A 16,296-nucleotide genomic window follows, 5' to 3' on the forward strand; every position below is an offset into this window, starting at 1 on the left:
CGCAAAAGGGCGGGCGCCACAGTGCTGTCCCGGTGTCCTCTCCGCGCGAGGGAGCCATTCTGGGAGCCCATCACGGCGTCTGGTTGCGGACGAACACGGACTGCCACGGACGATGGCGCCGCACAGACGCAGGTGAGCCGGGGCCTTCGAACCCCTCTCCCTCAGCGCTCGGTTAGGCCTGCCTTAACGGCGCCATAAGGATCTCTTCCCTCCGCCCCCGGCAGGCGACTTCGACGGCTGCCGGGGCTAGCTTGCTGATCGCCCCCCACGGGATCGGCCGCAGGTCACATCCGGCTGTGGAGCCGTCTGTCGGCGTGGTCCCGCTCGTGCTCACCGCGGCCCTGTCCGCGTCGGTCCGTGACCGCGCGTCGGATGGCGGCCGGCGCGGGCGGTGAGACTCCGGGGCCTGTCCGGCGGCTCAGGTCGGACAGGCCCTGGCGACGGCCGCAGCCGCTGGGGACGGCTGCGGACGTCTCGCGGTGGTCGGCAGGCAGCAGGGGTCAGCTGAACGCGGACGCGCAGGTCGTCCGCGTGGCGTGCCCCGGGTCGAGCGCGTTGGCCACCTCATGGAAGGCGATCCGGTCGGTGAGCCCGATCAGCAAGTGCTCGGAGAGGTCGAGCGCGCACAGGTTCTGCAGCAGGACGTTGTTGACGTCGGACCCGCTGAGGAACTGCGAACCGTACGGCGTGACCACTTCGTCGTGCTTGGTCGCGATGACCGTGTAGTGGACGCCGGCCACGGTGTCCCCACCCGCGTTGAGCTCGGCCAGGAAGGCGGAGCCCGCCACCTGGTCGGCGAGCCCGGGGGTGGCGGCAGAGAGGAGTTCCTCGGCGCCGGGGAAGTACGGCAGCAGGTTGGCCAGTCCGCTCAGGGTGGTGCCGTGGTTGTCGGGCGCGACGCCCACGAGGGCGTTCACCTTGGCGGCGCCGCCGAGGAACTTGAGGTAGTAGCGCGGCATCATGCCGCCCTGGGAGTGGCCGACGATGTCGACCTTGGAGGCGCCGGTCGCGCCGAGCACCTTGTCGACGAAGGTCTGGAGCTGCTCGGCGGACGTGGCGATGGGGCCGAGCCCGTAGAAGAGGGGGACGCCCGGCAGCTGGCCGTAGTCGAGGGAGAAGACGCAGTAGCCGCGGCTCTCCAGGTAGGGGGCGAGGGCCAGCCAGTTGTCGACGGAGTTGGCGAACGTCCCGTGGACGAGGACGACGGGGCGGGGGTGGGCTGCGGACGGCTGGCAGGAGTAGTCGTTCCAGCCGCTGCTCGGGGCGGCGGCTTCGGCCGTGGCGGCCGGGACGATGGCGACCGAGGCGGTCAGCAGAAGCGCTGCAAGCGGTCTGAGCAGGCGTTTCCAGGGCAGCATCGGGTGATCTCCTTGTGGCTCATGGGGGGTGCGACGGCTCTACGTCCTGTGATCCGGATCACGAGGATGCTGTGCACTCGTCAAGTTACGAACGAGTAGGTCTTCTGGGAAGTTACGCGTCAGTAAAAACTTTCACCGATAGCCCACCACACCAGCGGCATCTGGTAATGGGCTGAACGTATGTGACGACCCGTCACCATGCGGGCCTGACCGGCCCATAGGGTGCGATGGACAGCAACTGACGCAGCAGTGAGCGCATTTCGGACTCTCCGAGCAGCTCCGCCCACGACCCCACCGCCTCGGCCGCGGCCTCCTCGGCGGCCCGGGTGCAGGCGCGGCCGCGCTCGGTCAGCACCACCAGCCGGGCGCGAGCGTCCCCGGGATGGGGCCGCCGCTCGGCGTACCCCTTGCGCACGATCTCGTCCACGAGCTGGCTCGCCGCCTGCTTGGTCACCCCGAGGTGGGCGGCCAGCTCCGTGACGGTCGCGCCGTCCGGGGCGAGCCGGGCGAACGCGAAACCGTGTGCGGGCCGCAGCCCTTCGAAGCCCCGCGCGACAACACCGGCATGAATGCGCTGGGTCAGCTCACCCGCGACGGCGAGCAGGGCGGCGGACAGGGCCATGGCTTCGGAGTTCTGCACGCAGGCATTGAAACACCCTTGACCAGATGGTCAAGCTGCTTGACCATAGTCTGGTAGTCAAGCAACTTGACCATCTCTCTCCGGAGGCGTCCATGCCCGTCGTCCGTTCCCGCCAAGCCGTCACCCACGAGATACACGGAGCCCGTTTCGTCGCGTACGCCACTTCCTCGACCGGCAGCAAGGAACTGTGCGCCTGGCGCGGCGAGATCCCCGCCGGTACCCGCGCCCCCTCGCACACGGTCAGCCGGGAGGAGATCTTCCATCTGCTCAGCGGTGAGCTGCTGATCACGCTCGACGGCCGCACCGAGCGGATCACCGCGGGGGACACGGTGATCGTCAATCCCGGTACGACCCTCGGCGTCGAGAATCCGACGGGTGAGGTCGCCGTCTCCTGGGTCACCACCTCCATCGGTCTGGAGGCGGAACTCGCCGACGGTACGCGGATCGCTCCCCCGTGGGCCCGCTGACCGGCGGAACAGCTACGCGGCCAGCGCCCCTGGCATCACCGCGCGCGGCCCGAACCTGGCTCGCGCGCGGTCCGCGACCTCCTCGATCCGGCGGACCTTCTCGTCCACGGGGTCGAAGGTGAGCTGATGGGCCGTCTGCTCGGCGGAGGTCAGCCCCTCCGCGCGCAGGGCGAACGCGCGCACCCGGGCACGCTGCAGCCCGAGCGCCTCGTACATGCGGTACGCCTCGGCGGTGAGCGCCGCCGAGTGCGCGGTCGGCTCGGCGAGGGTACGGCTGCGGGTCGTCGCGGAGCGGTCGGCGTAGCGCACGGTGAGGGTGAGCGTGCGGCACACCCGCTCGAGGTCGCGCAGCCGGGTGCCCAGTTCCTCGGTGGCGGACAGCAGGGCGCGCCGGTGCCGGACCGGGTCCAGTTCGTCGCGCTCGAAGGACCGTTCGGTGGAGAGCGAGCGCGAGACGGCGTTGGGTACGACCCGGCCGCGGTCGACGCCGTTCGCCTTCTCGTGCAGTTCGCGTCCGGCCCGGGCGCCGACGAGCCGCTGCACCGCCGAGAGGGGCGCATCGGCGAGCTTGCCGACGGTGTCGAGCCCGTACTCGCACAGAGTGCGGGCGGTGACGCCGCCGACCCCGGGCAGGGCCCGGACCGGCAGAGGGGCCAGGAACGCGGTGACGGCGTCCGGCTCCCCGGGGACCACGCGGACCGTCCCGGGCGCCGCCTCCCGCAGGGCCATACGGGCCAGCATCGGCCCGGGCCCGGCGCCGATCGCGCAGTCGACCCCGTGGTGCGCGAGGGCCCGTACCCGGATCAGTGTGGCCAGTTCGGCGGCGTCCCGTCCGAAGTAGCGCTGGGCGCCCCGCAGATCGGCCAGCGCCCCGTCGGGCGGCAGCGCCTCGACGACGGGGGTGAACTCCTCGAGGAGTCCGAGCAGCCCCGGCAGCGCCGCCTCATACATCACAGGCAGCTGGAAACGTACGCAAAGGATGGTCATCCCGCACTCCCCGGACTCTGGTGCCACAACTTCTTTCCACCCGCCGGGCCTTCGCCCGCGGGACGCAGATCGGCCCAGGGGTTCATCTCGTACCCCGTGGACATCCGGATGCGGCGGCCCTTCGCCGCGTCACCGTCGCCGTCGTCGTCCGGCTGCCTCGGCGCGGGCTCGGCCAGTCGCTCCGCCACCACGTCGAGGCCGCCCTCGGCGCGCAGTTCGGCCAGTTCGGCGAGGTTCCAGGCGGCGGAGCCCACCACGCTCAGGCTGCGCGGTCCGCGCCGCTGCACCACTCCGCGCACCAGCAGCAGCCAGGAGTGGAAGACGGTGTGGGCACAGGCGTCGTGGGAGTCGTCGAAGAAGGCGAGGTCGACCAGACCCGTGCCGTCGTCCAGCGTGCTGAAGATGACCCGCTTTCCGGAGCGGATGGGCGGGGTCTGGGTGGCCGCCTTGGCGCCCGCGACCAGTACCGTCTCGCCGTGCCGCGCCGAGCGCAGCCGGCGTGCCGGGACCACGCCCAGTTCGTCGAGGAACGCACGGTGGTCGTCCATCAGATTGCGTGAGGCGTCCATGGAGAGCACGCCGAGTTCGGCGCTGAGCCGCTCGGCCGCGGAGAGGTCGGGGAGCCCGGCCGAGGCCGTCTTCCGCCCGCCCGCCAGGGGGAGTTGGCCGCCGCCTCCGCTCCGGGCGCCCCGGTGCAGCTCGGTCAGGTGCAACTGGAGGTCGCGGCGGTTGGCGCCGAACGCGTCCAGCCCGCCGACCTGGGCGAGCCGCTGGGCGACGGGACGGCTCGGCCGGGCCCGCTCCCAGAAGTCGAGCAGCGAGGCGTACGGCTGCCCGGCCTCGATCCGCTTCGCCTCGGCCTCGCTGATGCCGTGCACGTCGGAGAGGGCGAGACGGAGCCCCCAACGCCCGGTGGATCCCATGGATTCAGACACCAGTTCGATCCGATGTGCCGACCCCGACTTGTTCACGTCCAGCGGCAGGATCGGCACCCCCCGGCGCCGCGCGTCCGCCAGCAGCAGCCGCTTGGGATACATCCCGGGGTCGTGGGTGAGCAGCCCGGCGTAGAAGGCGGCCGGGTGATGGGCCTTCAGCCACGCCGACTGGTACGTCGGGACGGCGAAGGCGACCGCGTGCGCCTTGCAGAAGCCGTAGGAACCGAAGGCCTCGACGATCTCCCAGGTACGCCGAATCGTTTCTGTGTCATATCCGTTCGCCGCCGCCCGCTGGGCGAACCAGACCCGGATCCGCCCCTGCGACTCCGCGTCGGACAGCCCGCGCCGCACCCGGTCCGCCTCGTCGCGCCCGCAGCCGGTCATGATGTCCAGGATGTGGATGATCTGCTCGTGGAAGACGACGACGCCGTACGTCTCCTTCAGCGGCTCCTCCAGGTCCCGGTGCGGATAGCGGATGGGCGCCCGTCCGTGCCGCGCCTCGATGAACGGCCGGACCATGTCGGCCGCCACCGGACCGGGCCGGAACAGGGAGATGTCCACGACGAGATCGTGGAAGTCGGCCGGCTGGAGCCGGCCCACCAGGTCCCGCTGACCCGGTGACTCGATCTGGAAGCAGCCCAGCGTCTCGGTGGAGCGGATGAGGCCGTACGTCGCCGGGTCGCCCGGCGGCAGGGAGTCCAGGTCGAGCCGCTCCCCCGCCGTCCGCTCCACCTCCGCGACCGCGTGCGCCATCGCGGACTGCATCCGCACGCCGAGCACGTCGAGCTTGAGCAGCCCGAGCTCCTCGACGTCGTCCTTGTCGAACTGCGACATGGGGAAGCCCTCGCCGCTGGTCGGCATGACCGGTGTACGGGAGAGAAGGGAGGCGTCGGAGAGCAGCACCCCGCACGGGTGCATGGCGACGCCGCGCGGAAGGGCGTCCAGGGCCTCGACCAGTTCCCAGAAGTTTCCGTAGCTCTCCCGTTCCGCGGCCAGCGACTTGAGTTCGGGCAGTTCGTCCAGGGCCGCGCGGGCATCACGGGCGCGGATGTGCGGGAAGGACTTGGCGATGCGGTCGATGTCGGCCGGGTCCATGGACAGGGCCGCGCCCACGTCGCGGATCGCGTGACGGACACGGTAGGTCTCCGGCATCGCGACCGTCGCCACCCGCTCGGTGCCGAACCGGCCGATGATCGCACGGTAGACCTCGAGCCGGCGCGCGGACTCCACGTCGATGTCGATGTCGGGCAGGGCCAACCGGCGCTTGGACAGGAAGCGCTCCATCAGCAGACCGTGCTCGACGGGGTCGGCGTGCGCGATACCGAGGAGGTGGTTGACGAGGGAGCCCGCGCCGGAGCCGCGCGCGGCGACCCGGATTCCCATCTTCCGTACGTCATCCACGACTTGGGTGACCGTGAGGAAGTAGGACGCGAACCCGTGGTGGGCGATGATGTCCAGTTCGTCGTGCATCCGCTCCCAGTAGGCGCGCCTGGTGTCGTAGCCGCGCAGCACCATGCCCGCGGCCGCCCGGGAGGCGAGCGCGCGCTGGGCGGTGCGGTGGCCGGCGCCCACCAGGTACGGCTCGGGGAAGTGGACCGTGCCGATGCCGAGGTCGTCCTCGGGGTCGACCAGGCACTCGGCGGCGGTGTCCCGGGTCTGCTCCAGCAGGCGGTGGGCGGTGTCACGGCGGTAGCCCGCGGCCTCGACGATCCGCTCGGCGACCGTGAGCATGGCCGGTGCGTCCTTGAGCCAGGCCTCTCCCGAGTCCAGTTCCTTGGTGGGGTCGACGGGGACGAGACGGCGGGCGGCGTCCAGGACGTCGGCGACCGGGCCGAGGCCCGGGTCGGCGTACCGCACGGCGTTGCTGAGCACGGGACGGATGCCCTGCTCGACGGCGAGGCCGAGGGTGCGGGCGGCCAGGCGCAGCGAGCCGGGTCCGGTGCCGGTGCGGCCGTGCCAGACGACCTCCAGACGCAGGGCGTCGCCGTAGATCTCGCGCCAGGGCGCCAGCAGCCTGGCCGCACGGTCCGGCCGTCCCGCGGCGAGGGCGCGGCCCACGTCGGAGGCGGGGCCGAGCAGGACGGTCAGACCGTCGCCGTGGTTGTCGGCCCAGGGCAGCAACGGGGTGCCCTCGGATGAGGGAGAAGCCGAGGGCCTGGGGGAATGGACGGCGGTGACCAGCCGGCACAGATCGGCCCAGCCGCGGGCGCCGTCGCGGGCGAGGAAGACCGCGCGCGGTGTCGACTCGTCGATGAAGGCACCCCCGCGTACGGGAGTACGGCGTCTCTCCCAAGCTCTCGACTCGTCCCCCGCTCCCGGCCTCGCTCGATCGGGGGAACCCCCAGGAGCAGGGGTGCCCCCCGTCCGCCGTACGAGCCCGGGCTCCCCCACCGCGAGCTCCACCCCGAACAGCGGCCGGACGCCCGCCGCCGCGCAGGCCTTGGTGAACCGGACCGCGCCCGCGACGGTGTCCCGGTCGGTGAGCGCGAGGGCGTCCATGCCCAGCTCACCGGCGCGCTCGGCCAGCCGCTCCGGGTGCGAGGCGCCGTAGCGCAGGGAGAACCCGGAGGCGGTGTGCAGATGCGTGAAACCCGGCACACGCACCTCCCGTACCCGTGAGTTCCGCACACGGCTCTCGAACGCCAGTTCCCATCTCCCCCATCCCCACCATAGACCAATTTTCGAACTCTCGTGCGACATCCGTCGAGCGTGTCCGGTCTGCGCGGACACGGTGATGCCACGCGACTGCGGGCGCCTGGACCGTGCGGTGGGGCCCACCGGAGGGGCCGCCCCACCGGAGCGCATACGGGAGTCCCGGACATAAGCGTGCATACGGGAGCCCAGGGACAAAAGGGAGTCCCGCCCCCATGAGCGCGGGGGCGGGACTGCGCCGACGGCGGGAGGATCAGCCGATCTGGGCGCCGACCGCCGAGAGCGCCTCGGTGACCGGCTGGAAGAAGGTCTCGCCACCCGCGCTGCAGTCGCCGCTGCCACCGGAGGTGAGGCCGATCGCGGTGTCGCCGTCGAAGAGCGAGCCGCCGCTGTCACCGGGCTCGGCGCAGACGTCCGTCTGGATGAGGCCGCTGACCGTGCCCTCCGAGTAGTTCACGGTGGCGTCCAGGCCGGTGACCGTGCCGGAGTGCACATGGGTCGTCGAACCGCTGCGGCTCACCTTCTCGCCGACGGTCGCTTCGCCGGCCTTGGTGATCGTCTGCGTGGAGCCGTTGTAGAGGTCGACCGCGCTCGGGTGGTCGACCTGCGCGGTGTACTTCACCAGACCGAAGTCGTTGCCCGGGAAGCTGGACTGCTCGTTCTGGCCGATCACCTGGCCGCTGGAGTCCGACCAGCTGGAGATCGCCTGGGTGCAGTGCCCGGCGGTGAGGAAGTACGGCTGCCCGTCCTTGACCACGTTGAAGCCGAGCGAGCAGCGCCCGCCGGAGCCGGTGATGGCGTCACCGCCCGCGATGAAGGGCTTGAACTCCCCCTTGGAGCGCTTGAGCTCGGCCTTGGCCCCGAGTCCGTCGACCACCTTGGTGAGCTTGGCCCACTCGGTCCCGGAGACGGTCTTGTCGGCGGTGACGACGACCGTGTTGGTCGTGGGGTCGGTCGCCCAGGACGTGCCGGGGATGGTCGCGTCCTTCTTGAGCGTGGTGCGGGCGCCCGTCAGTTCGGCCAGGGAGTTCTGGACGATTCTCGCCCGGGCGCCGGCGGCCTGGACCGTCCGCGCGGCCGCATCGTCCAGCACGTTGACGACGAGCTGCTTCGTCTTCGCGTCGTAATACGTTCCGGCCGCGTCGGTGCCCAGGTCCTGACCGAGCGTCGAGGCGAGCTTTCCGGCCGCGACGGCTGAGAGCGTGTGGGGCGCCTCGGCCTGGCCGGTCTCGCTCGCGTTCGCATTCTGCAAGGTGACACCCGCGGCGATCAGCGCGGCGACGGCCCCGCCTGCCATGGCGGCCCGCCGCCGGGATATGCGTCGGTGCTTCAACTCACGTCCTCCTGTGGGGGGTCGGCCGCGGAGATTGTGGGGACCGCCACGACCGTAAGGCGAACGGGTACGGAGGCGGCGCGGCACACGAGCCACGTCCGCACCCACCGTATGGCCCCACTATTCCGAGGCCCACAGGGAGCACACAAGGTCGACTTCAGGACGCGCGCAGGCCAACGGCCGTACGCCCCCCGCCCCATGACCGCTTCTGCTTCACCCTCCGGATCGATTCCCGCTGCAAACGTTCCGGAAGGGTTATCCCTCTGCCCCGCACGAGGTCTAATCCTGTCTTGATTTCGACCCTTCGGGGTCCGGATCCGAGAGAGGGACGACAGACGGGAGTTGCTCCTGCACCGATTGCTCCGCCGTCGGGGGCGCCGGGGTCTGCGGGGCCGGCATCGCCGCGGCCTGCTGCCCGGGGACCCCGGCCACCGGCTGCTGCGCCCGCTCCAGGAACCTCAGCAGCTCCACCGGGAAGGGCAGGACGAGCGTGGAGTTCTTCTCCGCGGCGACGGCCACCACGGTCTGCAGCAGCCGCAGTTGCAGCGCCGCGGGTGTCGCGGCCATCTGCTGCGCCGCTTCAGAGAGCTTCCTGGACGCCTGGAGTTCCGCGTCGGCGTTGATGACGCGGGCCCGCCGCTCACGATCCGCCTCGGCCTGCCGGGCCATGGACCGCTTCATCGTCTCCGGCAGCGACACGTCCTTGATCTCGACCCGGTCGATGGTGACGCCCCACTCCACGGCCGGGCTGTCGATCATCAACTCCAGCCCCTGGTTGAGCTTTTCGCGATCGGAGAGCAGATCGTCCAGCTCACTCTTGCCGATGATGGACCTCAGCGACGTCTGGGCCATCTGTGAGACGGCGAACCGGTAGTCCTCGACGCGGACGATCGCGTCGGCGGGCGAGGTCACCTTGAAGTAGACCACGGCGTCCACGCGCACCGTGACGTTGTCCCGGGTGATGCCCTCCTGCGCGGGCACCGGCATCGTCACGATCTGCAGATTGACCTTCTGGAGCCGGTCGACGAAGGGCACGACCATCGTCAGTCCGGGCTCCCGCACCCCGGGCCTGAGCCGCCCGAGACGGAACACCACGCCCCGCTCGTACTGTTTGACGACCCTGGCCGCCGCCATCGCATAGACGGCGCCCACGGACACAAGGGCCGCTCCCGCCGTCAACAGCTCCTCGACCATGCCGGCCCCCTGGGGTCCGAAGCGGGCGTGTTGAGGGGAACACGCCGCACTCACCGCGTGTACTTCGACGGTAACTCCGCGGTGCGCCCAAGGGCGAGCCCCCGCACGCCAGTTGCGTGCGGGGGCCCACCTGCTGCCGACTGGGCTCGGGCCGTGCCCGGATGCCGGAATGCCGGGCTCAGTAGACGTGCACCCCGTAGGCGCTGAGCGCCTCGGTGACCGGCTGGAAGAAGGTCGTACCACCGGAGGTGCAGTTGCCGCTGCCGCCGGAGGTCAGACCGTAGGCGGTGGAGCCGCCGTACAACGGGCCGCCGGAGTCACCGGGCTCGGCGCAGACCGTGGTCTGGATGAGGCCGTAGACGATCTCACCGTTGCCGTAGTTGACCGTCGCGTTGAGCGCGGTGACCCGGCCGCTGTGCGTCCCGGTCGTGGAGCCGCGGCGGTAGACGGTGGTGCCGACCGAGGGCGTGGCCGCGCTGGTGATGTCCTGGCTGCCCACGGCGCCCGACTTGGTGACCGAGCTGTTGGTGTAGCGCACGATGCCGTAGTCGTTGCCCGGGAAGGAGGAGCCGGCCGTGGTGCCGAGCGTGGTGGTGTGCGAGGAGTTCGACCACCAGGTACCGGCGCCGTCGGTGCAGTGACCGGCGGTGAGGAAGTAGTAGTTCCCGCTGGAGTCCTGGACGTTGAAGCCCAGCGAGCAGCGCCAGCTACTCGCATAGATGGCGTCGCCGCCGGAGATCAGCTTGTTGAACTTGCCCGGGGTGTGCTTGATGGTGAGGGCACCGGCGTTGCCGCCGGCAGCCTTCTTGATCTTCGCGATCTCGGCCTTGGAGACCGTGCTGTCGACGGTGACGACGACGCGGTTCGTCGCGGGGTCGACGGCCCAGGCGGTACCCGCGACATCGGAGTTGAGCACCGAGTCGCTCGCCTTGGTGAGCTGGTTCGCGCTGAAGGTGTGCACGTCGCTCGCGTTCGCGTTGGGGACCGCGATCGCGGCAGCGGCCACGAATCCGGTGGCCACGGCCATGAACCGGGTCCGTCTCGCGATGCCGCTTGTGGGGGTGGTGCGCTTGATCCTCACTTTTCGTTCCCTCCAAGGGAAGTCGGGGGCCCACGTGGGGTTGGGGCCCGTGAGGCGCAGCCAAGGGCGCCCTGCCCGGATTCCGGACAAGTCGTGCTCCTGACAAGCGCTGTGGGGGAGTATTCGGCCACACGACCGACCGACGCAAGGGCGCCTTTCGGCCGTGCAGCGTTCAACTTAGGGACGAGCCGGATACATTGAGGGACTTCTACAGCAAGGTGCGCTCCCCCGCCTCGATCGCGACGCCCAGCGTGTTGCCGGGCGGCGGGAAGGGGCAGATGAAGTGGTCCGCGAAAGCGCACGGCGGCAGCAGAGCCCGGTTGAAGTCCACCGTCGTACGCCCGTCGGCGTCGGGCGCGGGCGGCCGCAGGAACCGGAAGCGGTAACTGCTGTCCCCGCTGGTGGTGTCGGCGAAGACGGCCCACAGGGAGCCGTCGCCCTGCACCGACACCTGGAGCGTGAGGTCCTGTCCTTCGAGCGTGAAGGCGAGCACTCCGCCGAGGCCGAGGCCTCGATGCCGGCCGTCGGCGTTCTCGACGTGTACGGTGCGGTCCTCGCCGTACGGGGTGAAGTGGCCCTCGACCGACCAGCGCGGCTCGTAGGGCGTGGCGTCGATGCCCTTGAATGCCTGGCGGGCGGGCGCGGCGGGATCGTAGTCCCGAACGCCCCTGACTCCCTCGCGGACGAGGACGACCAGACGGTGCTCGCCTGCCGCGACGCGGGCCGCGGTCACGGGTCCGGGGTCGGCGTCGAGGCGGACCTCGCCGGCGAACGGCTTCCCGTCGACGGTCAGACCGTCGCCTTCGGTCGCCGTCAGCACCACCGCGTCACCGTCGTCCGCCCACTGGCCGGGAATGTTCGGAATTCGCCCTTCCGGGTAGTCCTCCAGCCAGGAGGTGCCGGTCAGCGCGAGCGGCCCGTAGGGCTCCGACACCTGGGCGGTGCGGTGCTCGTGCCACTGCTTCCACTCGTCGGATGCGTCCGTCGTCATGTGATCAACCCTTCCATATGGGATCCGCAGGCCCGAGGTGCGAGCGCAGCGTGCCCCGCGTGTATTCCGTTCGGACCGGACCGCGCTGCTGGAGCAACGGCTCGGCCCGGTCCGCGAACTCGCCCCGTCCGCCCGGGACGGACGGGGCTTGAGGATGAACCCATCGGCCGCGTCCGTCCGGACGAACTCGTCCGCCTCCGCGGCGAAGGCCCGGCAGTACCGGAGAAGCACCGCCGTCCGCCTGTCTCCATGACGGTCCGTCGGATGTCCGGTGGCACGGTCAGGCCGCGGTGCGAAGGGACAGCCGGCGCAGGAAGTCGAGCGCGGACCGTGCCGCCGCGTCGTTCTGCCGGAACGCCGGTCCGCCCGTGCGGGGCCGGGTGAACGCGCCCGAGCCCCGGCCGTCGGTGTGCGGGCCGAGTGCGAAGCGCCGCGGATGAGGGCGGCCGGACCGGTCAAGGACACGCCCGTCGGCGGGGTCCACCGCGAGCAGTCCCTCGGCGGTGGCCGCGGCCCCCTCCGCATGCAGCTCCCGCAACAGCCGGTCCCGGGTGCGCTCGACCGTGGGGTGGGGCAGCCGCGCCTCGACCAGCGCGCGGGCCTCGACGGACACGCCGGGCACGGTGGCGCTCGCCGCCCGGAACACCCCGTCCTCGGCGGTGACCGTCATGCCGGCGCCGAGGAACCTCAGCACACCGGCCCGGGACAGCGCGAGCATCTGCCGCAGCCGGGGCCCGGGCGGCCCGGACGCCAGATAGCTGAAGAAGCCGTGCCACCAGGACCCGATGTCGCCGAGCCGCACCAACTGCCCGTAAACGGAGAGCAGTCCGAGAAAGACGGCCAGGTCGGGGCTGTGCGCGGAGTCGTGCCGCCGTGCCAGGTCCGCCTCCACATAGGCGCGCAGCCCGTCCTGGAGCGCCTCGTGGGACCGGTAGCGCACTCCGTCCAGCGGATGGTCGAGCGCGGCGAGATCGAGCCGGTCGGCCGGGTCGGGAACGGCGGCGGCGACCAACGCCGGCAGCGACGCCGGGTCGGCCACGGCGTACTTCTCCTCGAAGTCCGTCCAGGCGGCGGCGGTGCGCTCGGGATGGGCCGTGAACAGCCGGTGGTAGTGGGCGAAGCCCAGTTCCTTCTCGACCAGCGGCCACACGTCCCGCCGGAAGTCGAAGCCTCCCGGGCGCGCGAGCAGGGCGTCGACCTGGGCGGGACCGAAGAAGCGCGGCAGCGGCGGCCGCTCGCCCGTCCAGTCGTAGCCGATCTTGGAGTGGTACGGCACGCCGCGCCGGGAGCCGACGTACAGGACCGGTTCTCGGCCCGAGGGGACGTAGACGTCGCCCTCGTACCGTCCGCCGCGCCCCTCGGTGAGCAGCACCATGAGGTCGACGAAGGCGAGTCCGAAGCCACGGACGAGGACGGATTCGCCGGCCTTCAGCGAGGACAGCTCGGTGTCGGCCGTGAAGTCGGGCGGCAGATGGACCAGGCCGTGCGTGCGCGCGTACGACGCCAGGGCGCGCTGCTCCTCGTCGAGTTCGGCGTCGAGATGGCCCAGCGTGAGAACGACGAGGTCGGCGAGAAGCGGCTCGGGCCGTCCCTGGAGCCACACCAGCTGCCGGCCCTCACGCGGCCCCTCGACCCGGAGGGCGAGACGGGGGTGGTGGTGGACGTGGATACCGGGCGGCAGGGCGGCGACCGTCTGCTCGTACACCCAGCGCAGGTACGCGCCCTGCCGCTGCCGGTCGGCGAAGACGCGCCCCTCGACGCCCGCCCACTCGTGCAGCGTCGGCCCCCCGCGCACGGGGCCCTCCATGGTCACCGTCTCGTCGGTGAACATGGTCACGTCCTCCGCGTGCGAGTTCATCCACAGCAGCGGTGACTGCGCCTCGCGCCAGATGCGTCCGCCGCCCGGGGGGTACGGGTCCACGAGGTGCACGTCGAGCTCCGAACCGGCATACAGCTCAGGCGCGTTGGCGGCGATTCGTTCCAGCAGACCGGTCCCCCGGGGCCCGGCTCCCACGATCACCAGAGAAGGCCTCATCGGAGGACTCCCGCAGGGACGAGAGAGCCCGCGGTCCACTGGCCCGGACGGTGCCGGGGGACGATACGCGGGGGTGCGGCTTCTTCGGCTGCCGCGGCCGGTGGGACGAGGGTGTCGGAGGACATGCGAAGGCTCCGTGATGCGTCGAGTCGAACACGGGATGCCTTCACACAGGCGACATGCGGCCGAGCCCCTCAGCAGGGCCGCCCACCGAGGGTACGGGGGCGTTTCCCCCGGCTGTCAAGGCTGTCCATACTGTGAGCTGTGCGTCTCAAGTCGGTTGACGTGGATACGGAAGCCTGTTCCACTTGGCACATGCATCGACAGCAGCGGCTGGTCACCCGCTCCCACATCGACTTCGGTCGTGTGTGGTCCTGTTCCTGTTGAGCCGACCCCCTGCTCGCCCCGGTTTTGCCGGGCCTCTTCCGCGTACCTCCCGCGCCTTCACACGCGTTTCCCTCCCCTCTTCGCGTTTCCCCTCCCTCGCGCTGTTCCGCCTTCTGCTCCCAGGAGACCGCAGACCATGCGTGCGTCCTCACGCTCCCGCCACGGCTTTCTTCACCTGTGTCCGCACCGTGCCGGCGGCCCCTGTCCCTGACCGCGTGCGGCGAACTCGGTGATCACCGGGCCCGCCGCCGGAATCGACGGACGGCTCTCCCAGCACGATGCCCCGTCAGGGGGCGTACCGGCAGCGCCTCAGCAGTCGCAGCCGCAGTCGCAGCAGTCACAACCATCGCAGCCGTCACAGCAGTTGCCGCAGCACTCGCACACGTCGCAGCAGTCGCAGCAGTCTTGGCAGGCCCCCTCCTTGCGCTCCCGGCTCCAGGGGTCCTCGTACGTCCCGCAGCACAGTTGGCAGGTGCAGGCGAGGCCCAGCCACACCGCGCAGCCCGCGATGAGCCCGCGCCGGTCGCGGCGGGGCGGCTCCGGCGGCGGGCCTCCCGGATCCCCGGGGCCGCCGGGCGCGTACGGTCCGCTCGGCGTGTACGGCCCCGAAGGCGGTGGCCCGTACAGCCGGGGCGCGTCGTGCGAGCAGGCGGTCGTACCGAAGGCTCGGTCCACGGAGTTCCGCAGCTCGTGGACGAGCAGGACGTGCGCGAGACGTTTGTCGGCGAAGGTCACTTCGCGCAGCGCGAGCCGTATGCCGTGCAGCGCGTCGTCGGCGAGGCGACGGGCCTCCTCCAGCGAGGTACCGGTGGCCGTCAGAGGGTTCCAGGCACCTGACGCGGCGTCGGCCGCCCTGTCCTCGACGGCGTCCAGCAGGTGGGCGAGCCGTCCGAAGAGCAGGCCCGCCTCGGCGAGCGGCTCGGCGTTGCCGGGACGTCCGGCCAGGACCGCCGTGTGCGCGAAGGCGGCGGCGGTGGCGGTCTCGGTCGGTTCGGTGACGGTCAGGATCGCCGTGCCGGGCCCGGCGAGCGCCTCAAGGCCGGCCTGCCGGTCCACGGCGTCGACGAGTACGGCGGTGTCGAACCCGACCGCGGATCCGGTACGGGCGCCGGCCCTGCCCCAGCTCGCGGCGACCCGGCGCGCGGCGGCCGCCACGGGCCTGCGCGCCAACAGCCCGTCACCGTCGGAGATGTGATCGCGCACCTTGGCGGAGGCGAGCACCAGGGAGACCGCCGCCGCGAGTCGCGCCCCCTCACCCCGGGCGACGGAGGCCGTGCGCATTCCACGCAGCGGGCAGGGGCCCGCGGTGCGCCGCCACCCCGCGGTCCGCTCCGACTGAGCCTCCGTCAGAACCGAGACGAGCAGACCGTCGTAGTTCGTGACGACTCTGGCGAGCTGACCGTGGTCGCCGCGCAGCGCGAGGCACAACCCGCACAGATGCGCCATCCACTGGGTTCTCAGGCCCTCACTCAGCCGGTGACGGCAGGGCCGGACTATTCCGAACACGACACTCCCCCGTGGCTCGTTCGACGTTGAGCTGCGGCATCGTAACGACCCCTTCGTTCACCCGTACGCTCCGACCGTCACCCGAACGCCAACGAACATAATATTTCACTCTCAGTCAGCAGCCGTATGTCTTACAGCCCTTGGGGTACGCGGGCTCTCGACGTATTGGCCGTGCACCAGTACCGTCACGAAACCCCCGCGCGCCGTCTATCCACTTGGCGCTGCATCCGCATCATGGACGACCATGGGGTTGCGGAAAGCATGAAGGACCGCTGTGAGAGGAGGCGTCCATGGGATCGGTACGCAAGGCGAGCGCCTGGCTGGGCCTCGTCGACGACAACGATGACGAGCGTTACTACGAAGACGACTACGCCGAGGGCCAGGAGCACGGCGACACCTGGGTGACCGACCCGCACGTGAAGGTCGCCTCCGAGTCGGCGGAGGAGAAGGGCCGCCGGATCGGCACGGTCACCCCGGACAGCTTCCGGGACGCCCGCGTCATCGGCGAACTCTTCCGGGACGGCGTCCCGGTCATCATGAACTTGACGAACATGGAGTCGCCCGACGCCAAGCGTGTGGTGGACTTCGCAGCCGGTCTGATCTTCGGCCTGCGTGGCTCGATCGACCGTGTCTCCAACCGCGTGTTCCTGCTGACCCCCGCGAACACGGAGATCGTCAGCGGCGACGCCGCGAGCCGGCAGAACAACGGCTTCTTCAACCAGAGCTGAGG

12 protein-coding genes are annotated in these 16,296 nt (G+C 71.0%); 2 read left to right on the forward strand and 10 right to left on the reverse strand.

What is annotated here, in order from left to right; genetic code table 11:
- Positions 1 to 500: 500 nt before the first annotated feature.
- Both ABZ904_RS02005 and ABZ904_RS02010 read right to left on the reverse strand, forming a co-directional pair.
- Complete coding sequence (locus tag ABZ904_RS02005) at positions 501 to 1,358, reverse strand: alpha/beta fold hydrolase (RefSeq protein WP_359391673.1); 858 nt, start codon at positions 1,356 to 1,358, stop codon at positions 501 to 503.
- A gap of 193 nt (positions 1,359 to 1,551) precedes the next feature.
- A complete protein-coding gene (locus ABZ904_RS02010) occupies positions 1,552 to 1,998 on the reverse strand; it encodes a MarR family winged helix-turn-helix transcriptional regulator (protein ID WP_359391672.1) in 447 nt (148 codons plus the stop codon).
- A gap of 92 nt (positions 1,999 to 2,090) precedes the next feature.
- Here ABZ904_RS02010 and ABZ904_RS02015 point away from each other — a divergent pair, with 92 nt between their 5' ends.
- Positions 2,091 to 2,465, forward strand: a complete 375-nt coding sequence (locus ABZ904_RS02015; RefSeq protein ID WP_360994195.1) for a cupin domain-containing protein — start codon at positions 2,091 to 2,093, stop codon at positions 2,463 to 2,465.
- A gap of 12 nt (positions 2,466 to 2,477) precedes the next feature.
- On the opposite strand, the gene ABZ904_RS02020 is transcribed toward ABZ904_RS02015, so the two are convergent.
- From ABZ904_RS02020 to ABZ904_RS02055, 8 genes are all read right to left on the reverse strand, one after another.
- Positions 2,478 to 3,452, reverse strand: coding sequence for a hypothetical protein (locus ABZ904_RS02020; RefSeq protein ID WP_361820574.1), 975 nt, complete (start codon positions 3,450 to 3,452; stop codon positions 2,478 to 2,480).
- Positions 3,449 to 6,985 (reverse strand): DNA polymerase III subunit alpha, encoded by a 3,537-nt coding sequence (gene dnaE / locus ABZ904_RS02025; RefSeq protein WP_361820577.1) that lies wholly within the window; start codon positions 6,983 to 6,985, stop codon positions 3,449 to 3,451. Before dnaE ends, ABZ904_RS02020 begins: the two co-directional genes overlap by 4 nt.
- 307 nt (positions 6,986 to 7,292) lie before the next feature.
- Positions 7,293 to 8,372: a S1 family peptidase gene (locus ABZ904_RS02030; RefSeq protein ID WP_359391668.1), complete on the reverse strand. Its 1,080-nt coding sequence runs from the start codon at positions 8,370 to 8,372 to the stop codon at positions 7,293 to 7,295.
- Positions 8,373 to 8,651: 279 nt separating this feature from the next.
- Positions 8,652 to 9,566 carry a slipin family protein gene (locus tag ABZ904_RS02035; protein ID WP_359391667.1) on the reverse strand — a complete coding sequence of 305 codons (915 nt, stop codon included), beginning with the start codon at positions 9,564 to 9,566 and terminating at the stop codon, positions 8,652 to 8,654.
- Between the two features lie 178 nt (positions 9,567 to 9,744).
- Positions 9,745 to 10,647, reverse strand: a complete 903-nt coding sequence (locus tag ABZ904_RS02040; protein WP_359391666.1) for a S1 family peptidase — start codon at positions 10,645 to 10,647, stop codon at positions 9,745 to 9,747.
- Positions 10,648 to 10,855: 208 nt separating this feature from the next.
- Positions 10,856 to 11,638 carry a DUF1684 domain-containing protein gene (locus ABZ904_RS02045; protein ID WP_361820581.1) on the reverse strand — a complete coding sequence of 261 codons (783 nt, stop codon included), beginning with the start codon at positions 11,636 to 11,638 and terminating at the stop codon, positions 10,856 to 10,858.
- 280 nt (positions 11,639 to 11,918) lie between these two features.
- Positions 11,919 to 13,673, reverse strand: a complete 1,755-nt coding sequence (locus tag ABZ904_RS02050) for an FAD/NAD(P)-binding protein (RefSeq protein ID WP_361820584.1) — start codon at positions 13,671 to 13,673, stop codon at positions 11,919 to 11,921.
- A gap of 696 nt (positions 13,674 to 14,369) precedes the next feature.
- On the reverse strand, positions 14,370 to 15,566 hold the full coding sequence (locus tag ABZ904_RS02055) for a DUF5685 family protein (protein WP_359391663.1): 1,197 nt from the start codon (positions 15,564 to 15,566) through the stop codon (positions 14,370 to 14,372).
- Positions 15,567 to 15,856: 290 nt separating this feature from the next.
- On the opposite strand from ABZ904_RS02055, the gene ABZ904_RS02060 reads away from it, so the two are divergent.
- Positions 15,857 to 16,294 carry a cell division protein SepF gene (locus tag ABZ904_RS02060; RefSeq protein ID WP_359391662.1) on the forward strand — a complete coding sequence of 146 codons (438 nt, stop codon included), beginning with the start codon at positions 15,857 to 15,859 and terminating at the stop codon, positions 16,292 to 16,294.
- Positions 16,295 to 16,296 lie beyond the last annotated feature (2 nt).

Source organism: Streptomyces sp. NPDC046900 (assembly GCF_040644975.1).
Classification (GTDB): domain Bacteria; phylum Actinomycetota; class Actinomycetes; order Streptomycetales; family Streptomycetaceae; genus Streptomyces.

Coding starts and splice junctions, on each gene's coding strand:
- ABZ904_RS02005 (WP_359391673.1), bottom strand. CDS start 1,358: ATGCTGCCCTGGAAACGCCTGCTCAGACCGCTTGCAGCGCTTCTGCTG.
- ABZ904_RS02015 (WP_360994195.1), top strand. CDS start 2,091: ATGCCCGTCGTCCGTTCCCGCCAAGCCGTCACCCACGAGATACACGGA.
- ABZ904_RS02020 (WP_361820574.1), bottom strand. CDS start 3,452: ATGACCATCCTTTGCGTACGTTTCCAGCTGCCTGTGATGTATGAGGCG.
- ABZ904_RS02035 (WP_359391667.1), bottom strand. CDS start 9,566: ATGGTCGAGGAGCTGTTGACGGCGGGAGCGGCCCTTGTGTCCGTGGGC.
- ABZ904_RS02045 (WP_361820581.1), bottom strand. CDS start 11,638: ATGACGACGGACGCATCCGACGAGTGGAAGCAGTGGCACGAGCACCGC.
- ABZ904_RS02050 (WP_361820584.1), bottom strand. CDS start 13,673: ATGAGGCCTTCTCTGGTGATCGTGGGAGCCGGGCCCCGGGGGACCGGT.
- ABZ904_RS02060 (WP_359391662.1), top strand. CDS start 15,857: ATGGGATCGGTACGCAAGGCGAGCGCCTGGCTGGGCCTCGTCGACGAC.